We start from the raw sequence: 17,637 nt of genomic DNA, 5'->3' as shown, positions 1-17,637 counted from the left end.
AGAGAAAATATAACTTCTAAAGGCGGTTGAGATAAATACATGTTTACTCAAAAGAAAGCACTCCAACATAAAATTGATCAATTAGAAAATCGTATACAAGAGCTAGAAACAGAATTAAAACAAAAAGATATTGAAAACCAAGAGACTATTTCTTCTATCCACGACCGTGTAAAAAGCGTTGTTCAAGAGCATCAACTTGTAAATAACCAGCACCATACACTCCAAAATTTAATTCAACAATTAAACTCATGTTTTGAAAATGTTTCAACACGTACGACACATTCCAATGAATTAAATAGTGAAATGTTACAAAAAGAACAAAGCTTAATTCAGTCTATTGAAGAAATTATCGATTGCTCTAATGAAGGAAAAGAATCTGTTCACCGTTTACTCATTGTAATTAATAAATTAGGTGAACAATCTCAGCGCACGTCTAATAGTATGAATCATTTAAGTGAACGCTCAAAAGAAATCGAGCAAATTGTAGAAGTAATTCAAAACATTGCTGCGCAAACAAATTTATTAGCGTTAAATGCAAGTATTGAAGCTGCACGTGCTGGAGAGCATGGAAAAGGATTCGCTGTTGTTGCCAATGAAGTAAGAAAACTAGCAGAAAGCACAGCGGAGAGTACAAAAAACATTGGCAATTTAACGAAAAAAATCCAAGAGGAAATTGAAAAAGCGTACGAAAATACAAAAGATAATTTACATTTAGTTGATGAAGGTGTAGAAATGAGCGCCGATACTAACGCTAGAATTGAAAATATTTTAATAATGATTCAAACATTACAAAGTGGCGCTACAAATGTTATTAAAGCTATCGAAAACCAAAAATCTTGTAATGATGATATATTACGAGAATTTGCAAATACACAGCAAATGTTCCAAAAATTAAATACTACTATTATGAATCACATTCATGATGCTGAAAAAGTCGATGTTCAATTAACTAAAAGTCTTCAAGAAACAGTATCTTCTCATTAATAATAAAAATCCCTTATACCGGTATAAGGGATTTTTATTATATTTCGAATATTTATTTCTTCTCAATATTCATCCTCTCTTTTGCTATAATGGAAAAGTTGTTTCTTTCGACTAATAAACAAGGAGGTTATTATGGAACAATTTTACTACATTTTAAAATATTTAATTCTTGGTCTGTTCCAAGGGCTAACAGAGCCAATTCCGATTTCTTCAAGCGGTCACCTCGTTTTAGCACAGCATTTGCTAGGACTAAAAATAGAAGGGTTTAGCTTCGAACTACTTGTTAATTCAGCTTCATTATTAGCTGTATTACTTATTTATAGAAATGATTTAATTCGTCTAACGAAGAATGGTCTATCTTATATATTTACAAGAGCAGAAGACGCAAAATCAGATTTCTTCTTTATTATTTACCTTGTTATTGCAACCATTCCAGCAGGTGTTATTGGTATTTTATTTAAAGATTATATCGATCAGTACTTAAAAGGTGTGAAGATGGTTGGGATTTCCCTTCTCATTACTGCTATCGGCCTTTGGATTATTAGAAACTTACGTGGACGTAAAAATGATGGCGATCTTTCTATGAAAGATGCAATCATCATCGGATTAGCACAAGCTTGCGCACTAATTCCTGGTATAAGCAGGTCAGGTGCTACAATCGTAGCAGCAATGTTACTTGGTATGAAGCAAGAAACAGCTCTTCGCTTCTCATTCTTACTATACATTCCTGTTAGCTTAGGTGGTTTATTGTTAAGTATTACAGACATTGCAAACGATCCAAATTTAGATACATTATTTGTACCTTATATTGTTGCTTTCATCGCAACATTTGTCATGACATATATTTCATTAAAATGGTTTATGAACATTATGGCAAAAGGAAATTTAAAATATTTCTCTTTCTACTGTATTATCGTAGGTGTGCTAACTATCATTTTCTTATAAAGTGAAACTTTAATCAGTGGGGGTTTTGTTCATCCCCCACTGATTATTAGCCCGCACCAATCGGGCGTTTACGGGCAGCAGGGCTCCCACCTAACTTCTTTGCTCCAACTGAATTTTGAGGTGGGAGTTTTACTGCCCACAAATAGCGGGATAAAAAACCTCTTACTGCCCTCATACAGTAAGAGGTTTTTCCTTATGCATAAACTTTCTTTTCCTGACAATACAAGCGAATAACATGTGTATTTTTTTGAAATAAATCATGTGTTAAGCGAATAATAATAAAATTTCGTTTTGTATTATCATCATGAACAAAAATCTGTTCCCCCTCCTGAAAACGCCATGTGCTTTCAAAAGTTGTAATATGATCCCCGCTTACCGAAAAAAGCTCATATCGCATATCTAGTACCCTCTCTCAACTTATACAATCACAATATCCTTATATTAGATTTAATATAACTTAATTTCGATAAAATTTGTAATTTTTTCTATTTCGAGCTATTTCAACTTTGTTTTAAATTCTTTTAAGCGCTATAATGATAAACGAAATTTCATTGAAAGGAGCTTCATTTTGACTGCATATTTATTTCCAGTAAAAACAGCTTTTATTTTATTTCCTATTTTAGCAATGTTTCTATTAATTCCTTTTTTAATATTTAATTATCGAAAATACGGTTATTTAAATAAATGGCGCTCATTTATTTTATACTCATTATTACTTTACTTATTAAATGCCTATTTTCTTGTTATTTTGCCGTTACCACAAACGTATGATACTTGTAGCCTACAACCCGCTAATACACAGCATATGCAACTCTCACCATTTTATTTCATACAAGAGATTAGTAACCATACATCGGCAATTTTAACGAAACCAACTACTTATTTCTTGTTATTAAAAGAATCTGCATTTTTACAAGTTGCTTTTAACGTTCTATTAACCGTTCCATTCGGTATTTACTTACGTTATTATTTCCGACGTAGTTTCTTACAGACTATTTGTATTTCTTTTTGTCTTTCACTATTTTTCGAGCTAACACAGGTGACTGGATTATACGGTATATATAATTGTGCCTATCGCCTATTCGATATAGACGATTTGTTTTTAAATACATTAGGAGGAATCATTGGTTTTATTATCGCACCAATATTTACGTACTTCCTTCCGAAAGCGAGCGAGTTAGATAGTCATATTGATTTAGAAACGAAACCAGTTGGATTCGTTCGTCGTCTCATTGCTATGCAAATTGATTGGATTTTCTTATCTATCGTTGTACCTTTCATTAAAAACAAAGGGAACTCACTATTTATTTCTAACATCCAATCTTATACAAATGTATACGAACTCCTTTTCATTGCATGTTCAATCTTAATTTACTTTATTATCATTCCATACTTTACGAACGGAAAAACAATTGGGAAAGCATTGCTTCGTATTTACGTTAAAGGAAAATCAGAACATATTACAATGAAGGAATTATTCATTCGTTATGGTATATTCTATTTCATTTTAGGTGGAATCAATTACATTCTTTCTAGTAGCTCTATTTTAAATCATACAGAGCCTTTAGTATTACTAGTTATACTGTTATTCCAATTTGTAATTAACGGGCTATTTATTATTCATGTTTTATTACATGTATTTAGCAGTGATAAATTACTATTTTACGAGCGTATTAGTCATACAAGAAATGCAATTACACTTAAAAAAGCTGACAAATAATAATTTGTCAGCTTTTTTTCATACTCGTAAATAACTTTTCTGTATAAGGGCTTAAAAACATTCCTGTTTCATCTAGTGACTTCCTCATTTTTAGAAACGAATGCAATTCTGGATATATATTTTGTAATTTTTCGTACGTTAACGTATGCATTTTCCCCCAATGTGGGCGCCCTTCATACTTTAGAAAAATTTTCTCCACTTCACCAAAATAAGCGGCATACTTCATACCTTTATACATATGAACAGCAATATACGCTGAATCTCTTCCGTACGCTGGACTGAGCCATATATCATCACCTTTCACATAACGGCATTCAATAGGGAAGTGTACCTTATACTTTTTCTTTTCAATAAGATTTGAAATTTCTTCTACAACAGTCCTCATATACTTTGAAGGAACACTATACTCCATTTCATAAAATGGAACTGTACGTGATGTAGCGAACACTTCATAGCTTACGCCAATTATTTTCGTGTTTGGTACAGCCTTAGCTGATAATCGGCTTACTCCTTTACTTATAGAAGGAAACCATTTACACCCTTTAGATAACAAAGAGAACATCCTATTTTCAAGTAACTCCACCTTTAGTTTATGCCATTTCAAATCACTTTCTTTACTCGTTGTTTCGTTTGTAAATTTCACTTGCACTTCATCTGAATAAGGAAAAACGAAAAATTCAAAATGACGATTCTTCTTATATTCTTCTAGCTTGTTCATTACAGTAGTTAATGACTGTTTTTCGCTTTCATAAACGAGAGAATACGCTGGGATAACCTTCAATTTTATCTTTACAATAATACCTAGCATTCCAAGCGACAACTGAAATGCTTTCCAATATTCGGCGTTTTCGGTTTCTGAACAAACTATACTCTCACCTGTTGATAAAACTGCCGTGATCTCTATAACTTGTGTTGATAAACTCCCAAATGTAACACCCGTCCCATGAGTTCCCGTACTAATCGCTCCCGCAATAGATTGTGAATCAATATCCCCTAAATTTTCTTGCGCACAACCTTTTTCCTGAAGTAACTTCCCTAAATCATGTAACTTTGTTCCCGCCCACACTTCAACAGTCATCTTCTCTGCATCAATATTCCCAATACCCTTCAATTCATCTAAAGAAACTAAAATTTCTTCCGTTTGCACGAGAGGTGTAAAAGAATGCCCTGAACCGACAACACGAATTTTCTTTCCTTTTTTTCGTGCAAGCCCCACAACTTCTACTACATCTTGTATACTTTTTGGATACATCGTATAATGCGGTGTTCCTTCTACATTCCCTGTCCAATTTCTCCATTTTTGTCCCTTTATAGAAAGCATTGTCCATCCCCCCGATATGTTGAATACTCTCCAACAATTTCCCCTTGTTTAATGCGATACAAACCAGGAAAACGCTCACATAACTCTCCAGCTTTACTATGACGAAACAAGATAGAATCTCCTATATCCACTCGTTCCTCACCGTTATAAAAAATTGGCGTTTGCACTTCACCAGCACCTTCTAAAGCTAATAGTTTTGCACCACCCGGTCGCCAAACCTCAGGCTCTTTATCTTTACCAACTGCACCTGAGGCAATATATCCGCCACCTAGGCAAGTATAAATAAACGGAGCCGGTTTACGCACAACTGGTAAAGCAAATCCAACGGCTGGCTGAAATTTCACTTCTTTATAATAATCAAATAGTTTAGGAGAGTAAAAAGCGGATCCTACAGTAATCTCTGTCACTGATTTATCTTGAACGGTTGTTTTTATACTTCCCGTTCCGCCCCCATTTACAAACCTTAGTTCAATGCCCAAGTTGTGTATTTCTTTTACGATATTCCCTCTTCTTTCGTTAATTTCTAACACTGATTTCTTCTTTAAATACGAAACCACTTTACTTTTCATCCATTGATTCGGTATATGATCCCCCACCCCGGCAATTTGAGCTTCATATCCCATTACACCATCTAGTATTAAATATGATGAGCCCTTCACCTTTTCTACTATTTTCAAAGCGCTCTGCACATCTTTTACCGGGGATCTTTTTACACCAAAATGAAATTTCAAAAAACGACTACTCATATCAATATCCAAACAAACGCGAAAACACCCTTTAGACTTCTCAGCAATTTTTTCTAGATAAGTAATATGGTCTTCACAATCCACCATACAAGTTATAATGAGCCCTTGCTTTGTTAGCAAACTAATTTCATATAAAGCTCTTTCATCATAAGCAGGATATCCGAGCAATAAATCATTAAATCCTTGTTCAATTAAAAACAAAGCTTCTCTAGGAGAAAAACACATAATACCTTGAAACCGATTATTTGCAGCTAAAATCTTTTTCATAATTGGAACAGAGCGTAATGATTTACTCGCTATACGAATCTTCTTATCTCCACTTAACTCTATAATCGATTGAATATTCCTCTCTAAAGCCACTTCATCTAAAAATGCACACGGTAATGGGACTTCCTTAAAAATTCCTCTATCCACATTTTTCTCTCCTCTTCTATATATGTCTTATACATATTGGAAAGAAAGAATGATTTTCCTGTTTTCAAATAAAAAAAGTTTCTTCTTTACGAAGAAACTTTTTTAAGGCAACTCTACTTCATAGAAATAGTCGCCTCTACTGGATAATGATCAGAATACTCAGCATATGTATATTTTTTGAACCATGACGTAACAGACCATTGTGGCGATTTCGACTGTAACACCTTATTCTCTATATACGATGGATTAGCATGGTCCTTACTTGTAATAATATAATCTAAATACTCGGCAGGGCTATCGGGGAAGTTATATTTCGCAATACTGTTTGTCGTCGCATCCCAAGTTGCTGTATGTCCAGTATAAGATGGAATAGAAGCGTGCAATGTTTTGAACATGGATGCGTACTCTGAGTCACTATTGTTCTCAGCATTTATTTTATTCACATTCATATCACCACCAATTAACACATAATCGTTATTTGGTATATTTTTATTTTTAATAAACTCTTGAATTTCTTGTAGCTGTTTTGTACGTACAGATGCTGGCGAAGTTTTTCCACACATACTATCTTCAGCTTGTAAATGAGTCCCAATTACATGCACAAAACGATCATTTTTCTTAACTTTTGTGTATACAAATCCTTTATTTGATAAGTTATCTGGTCCACAGCCTTTTTCGAATACATATTGAATCTTTTCAACAATTGGCCATTTACTTACAATAGCTACACCGCCATCTTCAGGGGTCGAAGATGAATAGTTACCTAACGTTTTATCCCATTCGTTTCCGTTACTACGACCTAATACCGCTGTTTGGTTTGGATATTCTTTCTTTAAATTCCCTAACAAATGATTCGAAGCGTTATTATCAAATACTTCATTTAATATAACAACATCTTGATTTTTCATATAATCCGCTGCCCCAATTAAATCCGCACGCTCATTTTGTCCCCAGTTTGGATATAAATTCGTTGATAACATATATACATTATGGGTCATTACTTTTAACGTATCATTTTGATTTGTAGACATTTCTGCTTGAGCTGAAGATCCACTATATAAAGCTCCTAAACCAATACCAAAGCTAAGTAAACCTTTTAGCAATTTACCTTTCACGTTTCATACCTCCATGTACTGTGTAGTGATAAAAAGGCCAAATACTCTATTCTGAGATTTGACCTTTTTCAAATATTTAACGATTTCCGTACGTATCAAACCAAAGCTGGATGTATCCAGCAGTAACACGTTGTGCATCCATTAATCGCGTACCTGTCATTGGTGTAACTTCAGCGCGCCATTTATCTGCATATTCTTGTGATACAGCTGCTTTCACGAACCAATCTTTCGTATTATCATTTACAATGCCAGAGTAATCTTGTTTCGCAACTACTGCCGCTCCATGAATCCAATCTTCTGGATTTGTACCTTTCCAGTTCCAATATCCATTTCCATCCGTTACTTTATAATTATCTTTTATCGTATCTACAAAGTTTTCATATTTAGAATGGAACCCTTGTGGATACGAAAGATTTGTAAAGTTTGCTGCATGCATCGGTTGATTTACATCCCCTAAATAATGAAGAGATAACCCCAAATAGAAGAATGCTTGTTTCATATCTTTATTTTTGTATGACTCACCTGCTAATTTGAAATATTTAGCTCCAGTTTCCTTTGCCTGCTTTGCAAATGGAATATAAGTTTTTCCATTGTCAGGGTCATAGAAGTGTGAAGCAAATGTGCTATTATCATAATAAGGATTTTCATAGTCAGCAGCATAAATACCGTTCTCTAACTCCGTACGCCATTCATTTAATAGTGCAACTTGATCTTGTTTTACAAGTGTTGTATTACGAGACATAATATCCATTGCACGGTTTACAATCCATAAATGAGAGTTTACGCCTTCTTTATGCTTATCTTCAGCAGACCAGCGCGGAATAACTCCAACTCTCTGTCCTCCATCGTTTTCATGAGCAAATGCAACGCTTTGTAATGGCGCTACTAACGTAATAGCTGCTGCTAAAGCAAGAACTTTCTTTTTCATCTGAAATCCTCCATTTTATAATTGAATTATTGTTCATATTTTTTTAGGATCCTATGATGTCTTCCGGTTAACCTATGACTAGAATATCCCACCTTTCACAAAATTTCTATCAATAAATTAAAATATGCAAATGTTCATATTACTATAACTTTATACATAGTGAATGTAATGAATGAATACACTTACATTGTAATAAAGTATTGTTAAGCTACTGCAAATAATTTTCTAAACTAATGTAAAAAAAGAGTAAAGCGATTAACCGCTCTACTCTTTTTTTCTTTTCGATAATATACTTGGCAGTTGCACGTTAACTGCCAATTTATGAATAAATCCAAACACTAATCCAATCCCGATAAATATGTATAAGATCGTAAATACCTTTCCAAAATCAGTTTGCGGACTAAAATTCCCATCACCGACAGTCGTCAACGTGACCACACTAAAATATAAAGCGTCAAGAGGACGTAATCCTTCAACTGTACTATAAAAAATCGTCCCCGATGTTAATGTCAAAATTGTTAATACGAATAACACTTGAAACTCTTTATCTTTCCATGCTCGTAAACAGGCTCTTAACATCCGTTTCAATGTCAACATAAATGAAAGCATTGGACTTCCCCTTCCAAACAAAAATACCTTTAGTTAAAGGAAAGTCTATCACCTTTCAGTATAGAAAAAAAGTAGCCCTTTTCTATTTCTAGAAAAGGGCTACTTTCTTCTATTATATATTATTTAGGTGAAACAAGAATTTTCACTTGTTTTTTATCTTTTACAAGTGCTTCAAAGCCTTCTTCAACAACTTGGTCCACTGTAATTTTTTTCGTAATTAATTTCTCTGCTTGAATTTGGCCAGAGCTAATTAATTTAATAACAGCTGGGAATATATGACGATATCCAAGAATACCGATAACTTCTTTTTCTTTTAATACAAGGTTGTTCGGAGTAATTTTCGCATCTTTTTCCCACACACTAACAATTACAGTTTGGCCTTCAAAGCTTGTACTTTCAATTGCTTGACGAAGTACAACTTCAACACCTGTTACTTCAAAGCTAACATTTACACCTAAACCATTTGTTAAGTTACGAATTTCTGCTAGTACATCTTGAGTTGCTGGATTTAATACGTAATCAGCACCTGCTAATTTAGCTAGCTCTTGACGTTCTTTAGAAAGTTCCACTGCGATAACAGGAGTTGCTCCTGCTGCTTTAGCTGCTTGGATAACAAGAAGTCCAATTGGACCACAACCAAATACTGCTACAGCTTCCCCTTCTTTTAATTTACTTTGACGTACTGCATGAACTGCTACTGCTGCTGGTTCTACAAGCGCACCTTGTTCATACGTCATTTCATCTGGAATATGATGAACCATATCTTCTGGTACTACTGTATATTCAGAGAAACCACCGCCGTCTCCACCAAGACCGTGGAAAACAAGTTGTTCACAAACATTGTAATGTCCATGTTTACAAGCTTCACATTTACCACAAGAATAAATTGGTTCTACAACAACGCGGTCTCCCACTTTATGAGATGTAACTCCTTCACCAATTTCTACTACCTCACCACTAAACTCATGACCTAAAATAACCGGTGCTTTTACGTGTGTTAATGGATGTTCTTCTGTTGGAATAAAAATAGGACCTGCTAAATATTCATGCAGGTCTGTCCCGCAGATACCACACCATTTAACTTTAATTTTCACTGCTCCTGGTCTTACAGTTGGTTCTGGTACTTCTTCTACTCGTACATCATATTGGTTATGCCAAAGTAATGCTTTCATTTTATACATCCCTCTCTATGTATATACTTAACCTGATGAAGTTTACAAATCTATTATAATACTTTTATCCATATATTTCAAAAAACAATCTCATTTTCACTAATTTTTAACAAATAACGTTCAATATTTTGTCACTTTGTACTTTTTTCCACATCTGTTAATTCAATTTCATTGCGGTTGAAATTAGCATTATGCCATAATAGCATAGGAGAGGTGAATATCGCTTGAAATATTTTATTTACTTTATTGTTATCGTAGCGTTTTTAGATACATTTTCACAATTACCTATTATGAGTACTTTCGCTCAAAGCCTTGGAGGAACCCCTCTTGTTATCGGGCTAGTTGTCGGTATGTACTCATTCGCTAATATGATCGGTAATATTATTGCTGGAGCCGCTGTTGATAAATTTGGTGCAAAAAAAATCCTTTATATAAGCATGGGAATTACGAGTTTCATAGTCTTGTTATACACCGTTGTTCAAAGTGGTGAACAACTATTAGTTGTGCGCTTTATGCACGGTTTTAGTGACGGATTTTTAATTCCTGCTGCCTTTACGTTTTTATCAAAACAAACAAATTCAGCAAGGCAAGGTAAGGCAATGGCTCTATCTGGTGCTGCTGTTGGAACAGCGGCAATCGTAGGACCTGCTTTCAGCGGCATTATGAAAGCAACAGCTGGTATAGAGTGGGTGTTCATTACCATTTCTATTTTAATGGTCCTTGGTACAATCGTATCTCTATTCTTCTTACCAAATAACGTATCAAGGAAAGATACATCAAGAACACAAATGATGAACAAAGAAGATATGATTGAACTATTGAGATCTGAACCTTTATTACAAGCATATATTGGTGCTTTCACACTAATGTTTTCACAAGGGATTGTCACTTATATGTTACCAGTAAAAGTTGAGGCGTTAGCACTTAAAGCATCTACAACAGGCATGATGTTAAGTGTATTCGGAATTACCGCTATCCTCTTCTTCTTACTGCCAACAAATCGCATTTACGATCGATTTAATCGTTCAAAACTAATGCTAATCGGGATTGCAGTAATGGCACTAGCGTTATCTTTACTCGGATTATTTGCAACAAAAGGCATGCTCTTTATCGTTATGATGATTTATGGAATTGGATTCGCTATCCTCTTCCCAGCAATTAATGCTTTACTTGTTGAAAATACAACAGATGGTAACCGAGGGAAAGCATTCGGATTGTTTTATGCATTCTTCTCGTTAGGAGTTGTTGCTGGCTCCTTTACAGTCGGAGCAATCGGAGCATCTCCTAGCGCTAGCTTTGTTATCGGAACAGCATTCTTATTAACATTTGCCGGAATGATTTATGTAAGAAGCAAAGTAAAAAAGACAATGATGGGTTAATTCCATCATTGTCTTTTTTTTAAAATGCATATTGATATAATCCGTAATATAACGGAAAAGTTGGGATAATGCCAATTAATTTAAATATAAAAGGTAATGGCTCATCTTTCTCTTCATATAATCGTAAAACAAAAACTGCAGTTAAAGTCCAAATGATGCTAAACACAAAGATGCATTACCAAACGATCGGCGTCAATATTTGTACATCAAAAACAAATCCAAATAGTCCTATCCATGTAATAATAGACACTACAAAATCAAACTTTTGAATCGGTGTTTGAAACATCCCTCTTACTAACGAAGTAATAGCTAATATCGCTACAATTACTAAATAAATTTTCCACAACATAATGATAATCTCCTATTCAATTCAACTTTTAACTTTCAACAAACCATATTTAATGAATAATATGGCATTATATTTTTCATAGAAATAATACAACGGATAACAAAATAAGAAGAAAATAAGTACGGTTGGTACATGATCTACAATAGAAAAATGTTTTCCTAGCAATTCTTTAATACTCTCTCCAATAATAATAAACAGTGGGATAATACAAATTGCCGCTAATATTAAACATGGTGTTATCCTCATTTCTTTCAGCTTTACCTTACAATGCGGACACCTTAATGAAAAAGGATGTGGGATATCGATAATATGTTGTGCAGTAATAATCTCTTCACATTGTGGACATGCAATTGTTTCTTTCATTTATAACTCACTCCTTTCTGTCATTAAAAAGGAGCTCTATCCAATAGAGCTCTTTTTTCGCCTAATATATTACTTTTGTGTATAGCCAAATAACAATGTAAATAAATTGCACTGTAAAAGCAATGCTACATCTCTTCTTTTAAAAAGAAAGTTTATAAATACCAACGATACTTCGACAATTTCCTCGGAAATATTTCCTTTCCCCACATAATTTGATACACTACATATAGATAAACAGTTGTATTACACAAGCTAAAATAATAACTTACTGTACAAATATAAAAGCACACTCTTCATATGAAGAATGTGCTTTTATTTTATTTTATTTTATTTTATTAACGTCTAATCCAAACAGCACCTGCAGACTTATCATCTGCTTGTCCAACAACTTGGAATTTAAGACCAAGGTTTGGAACTTTGCGTCCTGCGTCAGCAATTTGTTTGTTGCTGTATACTTTTGAATCATCAAATGTTGTAACACCTTGTAATGCAGTATAATTAAATTGTCCACGTGTTAATGAATTTGCACTCCATGTTGGCGTTTGATCAAATGAAAATGCAGCATCTGCAATTTGCATTCCAGTATTACCGTACGCTGGTTTCCCGTTTAGATTGCCAACTAACGCTTCTGGATGAGAGTCAACAACACCAAGGAATCCTTCACCTGGATGCACCCCAACCCAGTTATCTTTGAAGCTATCATCTGCATACCAAACGACAAGACCTGTATTATACACCGGACCTCTTCCCGCTTTTAATCCATTATCTGACCCAGCATAGTTTCTCCACTCTAGATAATAATAATGGGGCTTCTTTTCTGTCCCATCAGAAATAACGAATCCATTTAACTTCATTTTAGATTGTCCTTCTGCATCATCTGAAAATACTACTTGTCCATCAACTATTACATTTACATTATCCATTGCAAAACCTTTATATGTTAAAGCTGGATCTGTAATATAGTCGAATTGTAGTTTAACTTTCTTCCCTTTGAACTGACTTAAATCGTATGATTTATCAATCCATTTCCCATCTGTTGTATCTTTATCATCTTGTACTATCTTTTCTCCTAATCTATCAATCAATGTTTTTGTTCCATCTTCAGTTACAACATGTACTTCGATGAAATCACACTCAGCTTCTAATTCATAATTCGCCTTATAATCAAACTTTGCATTTGTTCCCTTCGTTAAATCAAAGAACGGTGTTTCTAATTTCGTATGAATATCATCGCCTCTTGTACTATAGTATGCCTGTTTTCCAAACCCAGGCTTAATTGTTTCGATACTCTTATCTGGTAAATTGACACGTACTATACCTGGACGATTTGATTTTGTAACACTTTGATCAATATATGTAGGAACTCCTACACCACGCTTAATTTTATCGTAATCTACTTCTAAAATTTTCGCCCAGCTGCCGCCCATATTCTTTTGTAAAAAGTCTTTATTTTGTGGAGAAAAACTAGTTGGCTCTGTTCCTGCGACTTTCCCTGTCCAGCTACCTCCACTCATCAATGACCAAGCTTCGACTGGTGATCCAGTTCCAGTATACTTCGTATCATATTCATCCGGTAAACCAAGGTCATGTCCAAATTCATGTGCAAACACACCTACTGCACCGTCTTCTGGTTCAATTGTGTAATCATGCGCTGCTACTTTTCCATCCCAATAATCTACCTTTGATTTTGTACCTTCAATCGCTACTGGATCTCTTGCTAATTTTGAACGATGTGACCAAATCGCATCATCACCTAATTTACCGCCACCAGCTTCTTGACCAACACCAGCATGGATTACCATTAAATGATCAATTACACCGTCAGATTCATTTTGATTCCCATCACCATTTGTATCATATCTATCGAATTGATCAAATTGAGATAAATCTAACCCTTTCTCAGCAGCTGCTTGTAAAGCTTCCTTCACTAAATCACGTGCACCTTTTGGTCCTTTATTATCATGACCACTGCTACCATCAGCTCCGTAATCAGATGCTTTGCCTGGGACAGTTAGCCACTCCGTTACATATCCGTCTGTCGTATAACTACCGCCAGACTGCTCTTCATAATATTGTTTAAATGTTTTTACTTTCGAACCATCAAATAATGTGTAAGGTTCATTACCAAATAACATTTTTTGATAATGGTCTCTACTAAAATCTTTCGAATACATATAACCTGGTATTTGTTCAATATTATTATGTTTATAATCACTAAATTCAACGAGTAACACTAACACTTTATCATTGCGAACAGATCCACTATATGGAGCTTGTTTCGCCTTAGAAGTTGGAACTTTCCCATCTAATTGCTTTTTATTTGGCTCTGGCTTTTGCTCAGGGCTAACATTTTTTTCAGCTTTCTTTACTTTTTCCTTTTCTTCCATCTTTTTCTCTTTTACCTTTTTCACGAAATCAGATGCTTCTTGAGCAGCATCATCTGGAAGAATTTCTTTATTTGCCTGATCCCCTTGTTTCTTTTCAATATATTGCTCTACAGCCTTTTTTGTCTCTTCTTTTGATGATGCTGGATTAATTGTTCCTCTTTCTTTCAGCGCTTCCGCTAAACGATCTTCTTGAATTAAGTTATGATCAATTGGCGTTGTAGACACACTTTCTTTTGCTGGCGTTTCTGCGTATGCTAACGGAGCACTCATTACAGCTGAGCATCCGATGAATGTCGCGATCGTTAATGATGACAACACTTTAAATGGCGCTTTTTTTCTCATTTTAATCATCCCCTTGTATCAATCTTAAACTTCAGATAAAAACACGTAATCTATCCTCCCTTGTATAATAAAAGACATGATTCTATAAGCAATAAGCTTTCTGTTATAGAATCATGCCCTCCAGTTTTCTGGTCAGGCCCTCTATCTTTTTATGTCGAAATGTGAAAAATAAAGAGTGATTTGTTATATATTAAATAGCTTATATTAAAAATTTAAAAGACAATATGCACAATTGCATGAAAATTCTTTCAAACAAAAAAAAGAACCCAAGTTAATTAAACTCGGGTTCTCTATTTCGTATTATTTCTCTTGTGTTTTTTCCCAATCAGCTAAGAATTTCTCAATTCCTTGATCTGTTAATGGGTGCTTCACTAATGAAGCGATTACGTTTGCTGGGATTGTTGCAATATGTGAACCGTTTAATGCTGCTTCTGTTACGTGAACACTGTGACGTACAGATGCTGCAATGATTTCTGTTTCAATGCCGTGAATTGCAAAGATTTCTGCGATTTGGCGAATTAAGTCCATACCGTTATGACCGATATCATCTAAGCGACCTAAGAACGGTGAAACGTATGTCGCACCAGCGCGAGCTGCAAGTAATGCTTGCACTGCTGAGAATACTAATGTAACGTTTGTACGAATTCCTAAATCTGAGAATGCTTTTACTGCTTTTAAGCCTTCTGTTGTCATTGGAACTTTTACAACAACGTTTGGAGCGATTTTTGCTAACTCTTTTCCTTCTTCAATCATTTTATCAGCTTCTAAGCTAATTACTTCTGCGCTTACAGGTCCTTCAATAAAGCTGCAAATTTCACGAATACGCTCATGGAAATCTACGCCTTCTTTTGCTACAAGTGATGGATTTGTCGTTACTCCAGCTACTACACCTAATGCATTTGCCTCTTTAATTTCGTTAATGTTTGCTGTATCAATAAAAAATTTCATTTGTTATTCTTCCTTCCTAATTTTCATTTTATATTTATTTATTTTTTCTTAATAAGCTCTAATTCAATCGGAACAAATTTGTCCACTTTTTTACCTTGTGTTATTTCTTTCGCTGTTTCCATCGCCTTCTCTCCGATTAATTCCGGTTTTTGAGCGACTGTTGCTGCCATGCGCCCATCTTTAACCGCTTTTACAGCATCGTCCGTTGCATCAAATCCAACAACGACTACGTCCGTTTTGCCAGCAGATTTCAACGCCTCAAGTGCGCCTAATGCCATTTCATCGTTATGAGCAAACACTGCTTTTATATCGCTATTTGCTTGCAAAATATTTTCCATAACGGATAACCCTTTTGCACGATCGAAATCAGCTGCTTGTTTTGCTACTACTTTTAAAGACTTATCAGCTACGTTATGGAATCCTTTCCCACGCTCACGAGCAGCAGACGATCCAGGGATTCCTTCTAACTCAGCAACATTTGTTCCTTCACCAACTAATTCCCGAATGTAATCACTAGCCATTTGACCACCTTCGACATTGTTAGAAGCAATGTGAGAAACAACTTTACCTGAATTCGCAACTCGGTCTACTGTAATAACAGGAACATTGGCTGCATTAGCTGCACTTACCGCTGAAGCAACGGCATCTGAGTCAGTTGGGTTAATAACAACTACATCGACACCTTTTTGAATTAAATCTTCAACATCGTTTGTTTGCTTCGCTGCATCATTTTGTGCATCAACAGCAATTAGTTCAATGCCACTATCTTTTGCTTTCTTTTCTGCACCTTTTTTCAACGTGACGAAAAATGGATTATTTAAAGTGGAAACAGAAAATCCAACTTTAATAGTTTTATTTCGACCTTTATCGCTAGAATCCTTTGCCCAATCTGGTGGTTCCATTGAACAACCAGCAGTAACTACCATGATGCATGCAACGAGTATCAGTAACCATTTTTTCATGAATTGCCCCTCCATTACGCTTCTTTTCGACGATCAATTAGTACAGCTAGTAAGATTACAAGTCCTTTTACAACTTGTTGGAAGAAAGAAGATACACCTAATAAATTTAAACCGTTATTTAGTACACCAATAATAAGCACACCGATGAATGTACCAACAATCCATCCTCTTCCACCTGAAAGACTCGTTCCTCCTAACACAACTGCAGCAATTGCATCTAATTCGTAAGAAGTACCAGCAGTCGGCTGTGCAGAATCTAATCTTGATGTTAAGACAATACCTGCAAGCGCTGCCAAAATTCCGGAAAGACCGTAAATCATTACTTTAATTCTCGTAACATTAATACCAGATAAAGCTGCCGCTTCTTCATTTCCACCAATCGCAAACGTACGGCGACCAAACGTTGTTTTCTTTAAAATAAAGTACAGTACTGCAAAAGCGATCATCATTGTAACGGCTGGCACAGGAATACCAAGGAAATAACCACGGCCAAACATTTGGAACATTAAATGATCACCAAGACCAGTGATCGGACGTCCGTCCATATAAACAAGCGTCAACCCGCGAAAAATAGTCATTGTTGCTAAAGTTGCAATAAACGGAGCTACTTTTCCCTTCGCAATAATGATACCGTTTATAATTCCCATTGCAAGACCTGCTAATAATCCAACTACCATTGCAAGGAAAGGATCCATGCCACTTGCCATCATTCCGGCAACAAGTGCACTTGATAATGCTAAAATAGAACCTACCGATAAGTCAATACCCCCTGTTAAAATAACGAAGGTCATTCCAAATGCAATGAGTGCATTAATCGATACTTGGCGCAGTATATTAAATAAATTTGGAATTTCAATAAATGCTGGATTTAAAGCTGTAATTACTACGATAATTAATACTAATCCAATTAAAGAACCAAGTTGTTGTAATACATTCCCCTTCTTAGCCATATC

Annotated in this window: 15 protein-coding genes and 2 pseudogenes; 4 read left to right on the top strand and 13 right to left on the bottom strand. The window is 35.0% G+C overall.

The genetic code is table 11. From position 1 onward, the window contains the following. Positions 1–465 precede the first annotated feature (465 nt). Together NSQ47_RS28280 and NSQ47_RS24040 are read left to right on the top strand one after the other, a co-directional pair. Positions 466–984, top strand: a pseudogene (locus tag NSQ47_RS28280) (methyl-accepting chemotaxis protein); the annotation flags it as partial. A 132-nt stretch (positions 985–1,116) separates the two neighbouring features. Further along, positions 1,117–1,929, top strand: coding sequence for an undecaprenyl-diphosphate phosphatase (locus NSQ47_RS24040; RefSeq protein ID WP_078180765.1), 813 nt, complete (start codon positions 1,117–1,119; stop codon positions 1,927–1,929). Between the two features lie 193 nt (positions 1,930–2,122). Here the strand turns inward: NSQ47_RS24040 and NSQ47_RS24035 are convergent, their stop codons facing one another. Then, positions 2,123–2,326 carry a hypothetical protein gene (locus NSQ47_RS24035; protein ID WP_016103553.1) on the bottom strand — a complete coding sequence of 68 codons (204 nt, stop codon included), beginning with the start codon at positions 2,324–2,326 and terminating at the stop codon, positions 2,123–2,125. Positions 2,327–2,497: 171 nt separating this feature from the next. Here NSQ47_RS24035 and NSQ47_RS24030 point away from each other — a divergent pair, with 171 nt between their 5' ends. Further along, on the top strand, positions 2,498–3,649 hold the full coding sequence (locus NSQ47_RS24030) for a VanZ family protein (protein WP_078173817.1): 1,152 nt from the start codon (positions 2,498–2,500) through the stop codon (positions 3,647–3,649). 7 nt (positions 3,650–3,656) lie between these two features. On the opposite strand, the gene NSQ47_RS24025 is transcribed toward NSQ47_RS24030, so the two are convergent. The 6 genes from NSQ47_RS24025 to bdhA all read right to left on the bottom strand — a co-directional run bounded on the left by NSQ47_RS24025 (position 3,657) and on the right by bdhA (position 9,954). Continuing rightward, positions 3,657–4,970 (bottom strand): D-arabinono-1,4-lactone oxidase, encoded by a 1,314-nt coding sequence (locus tag NSQ47_RS24025; RefSeq protein ID WP_341038121.1) that lies wholly within the window; start codon positions 4,968–4,970, stop codon positions 3,657–3,659. Next, on the bottom strand, positions 4,958–6,130 hold the full coding sequence (locus tag NSQ47_RS24020) for an amino acid deaminase/aldolase (protein ID WP_341038120.1): 1,173 nt from the start codon (positions 6,128–6,130) through the stop codon (positions 4,958–4,960). Before NSQ47_RS24020 ends, NSQ47_RS24025 begins: the two co-directional genes overlap by 13 nt. A 113-nt stretch (positions 6,131–6,243) precedes the next feature. Further along, positions 6,244–7,245 (bottom strand): sphingomyelin phosphodiesterase, encoded by a 1,002-nt coding sequence (sph, locus tag NSQ47_RS24015; RefSeq protein ID WP_341038119.1) that lies wholly within the window; start codon positions 7,243–7,245, stop codon positions 6,244–6,246. Positions 7,246–7,321: 76 nt separating this feature from the next. Next, positions 7,322–8,173 (bottom strand): phospholipase CerA, encoded by an 852-nt coding sequence (cerA, locus tag NSQ47_RS24010; protein WP_002114146.1) that lies wholly within the window; start codon positions 8,171–8,173, stop codon positions 7,322–7,324. A gap of 264 nt (positions 8,174–8,437) precedes the next feature. Further along, complete coding sequence (locus NSQ47_RS24005) at positions 8,438–8,782, bottom strand: potassium channel family protein (RefSeq protein WP_002114144.1); 345 nt, start codon at positions 8,780–8,782, stop codon at positions 8,438–8,440. A 119-nt stretch (positions 8,783–8,901) separates the two neighbouring features. Then, positions 8,902–9,954 (bottom strand): (R,R)-butanediol dehydrogenase, encoded by a 1,053-nt coding sequence (gene bdhA / locus NSQ47_RS24000; RefSeq protein ID WP_341038117.1) that lies wholly within the window; start codon positions 9,952–9,954, stop codon positions 8,902–8,904. Positions 9,955–10,178: 224 nt separating this feature from the next. Between bdhA and NSQ47_RS23995 the strand changes: the two genes are divergently transcribed. Continuing rightward, positions 10,179–11,333, top strand: a complete 1,155-nt coding sequence (locus NSQ47_RS23995; protein ID WP_002114139.1) for an MFS transporter — start codon at positions 10,179–10,181, stop codon at positions 11,331–11,333. Between the two features lie 19 nt (positions 11,334–11,352). Here the strand turns inward: NSQ47_RS23995 and NSQ47_RS23990 are convergent. The 6 genes and pseudogenes from NSQ47_RS23990 to NSQ47_RS23965 all read right to left on the bottom strand — a co-directional run bounded on the left by NSQ47_RS23990 (position 11,353) and on the right by NSQ47_RS23965 (position 17,634). Beyond that, positions 11,353–11,682, bottom strand: a pseudogene (locus NSQ47_RS23990) (hypothetical protein). Between the two features lie 21 nt (positions 11,683–11,703). Beyond that, positions 11,704–12,045 (bottom strand): hypothetical protein, encoded by a 342-nt coding sequence (locus NSQ47_RS23985; RefSeq protein ID WP_002201770.1) that lies wholly within the window; start codon positions 12,043–12,045, stop codon positions 11,704–11,706. A 335-nt stretch (positions 12,046–12,380) separates the two neighbouring features. Next, positions 12,381–14,774 carry a M6 family metalloprotease immune inhibitor InhA2 gene (gene inhA2, locus NSQ47_RS23980; RefSeq protein ID WP_341038116.1) on the bottom strand — a complete coding sequence of 798 codons (2,394 nt, stop codon included), beginning with the start codon at positions 14,772–14,774 and terminating at the stop codon, positions 12,381–12,383. Positions 14,775–15,074: 300 nt separating this feature from the next. Beyond that, the gene (fsa, locus tag NSQ47_RS23975) at positions 15,075–15,722 is read right to left on the bottom strand and encodes a fructose-6-phosphate aldolase (RefSeq protein WP_000667669.1); all 648 of its coding nucleotides are present in this window, start codon (positions 15,720–15,722) and stop codon (positions 15,075–15,077) included. Positions 15,723–15,760: 38 nt separating this feature from the next. Beyond that, positions 15,761–16,684: a ribose ABC transporter substrate-binding protein RbsB gene (rbsB, locus tag NSQ47_RS23970; protein WP_002159286.1), complete on the bottom strand. Its 924-nt coding sequence runs from the start codon at positions 16,682–16,684 to the stop codon at positions 15,761–15,763. 14 nt (positions 16,685–16,698) lie between these two features. Beyond that, positions 16,699–17,634: an ABC transporter permease subunit gene (locus NSQ47_RS23965; protein ID WP_002114125.1), complete on the bottom strand. Its 936-nt coding sequence runs from the start codon at positions 17,632–17,634 to the stop codon at positions 16,699–16,701. Positions 17,635–17,637 lie beyond the last annotated feature (3 nt).

Source organism: Bacillus sp. FSL R10-2780 (assembly GCF_038006125.1).
In the GTDB taxonomy this organism is placed as follows: Bacteria; Bacillota; Bacilli; order Bacillales; family Bacillaceae_G; genus Bacillus_A; species Bacillus_A cereus_U.
This window is presented reverse-complemented; position numbering and strand designations above follow the sequence as displayed.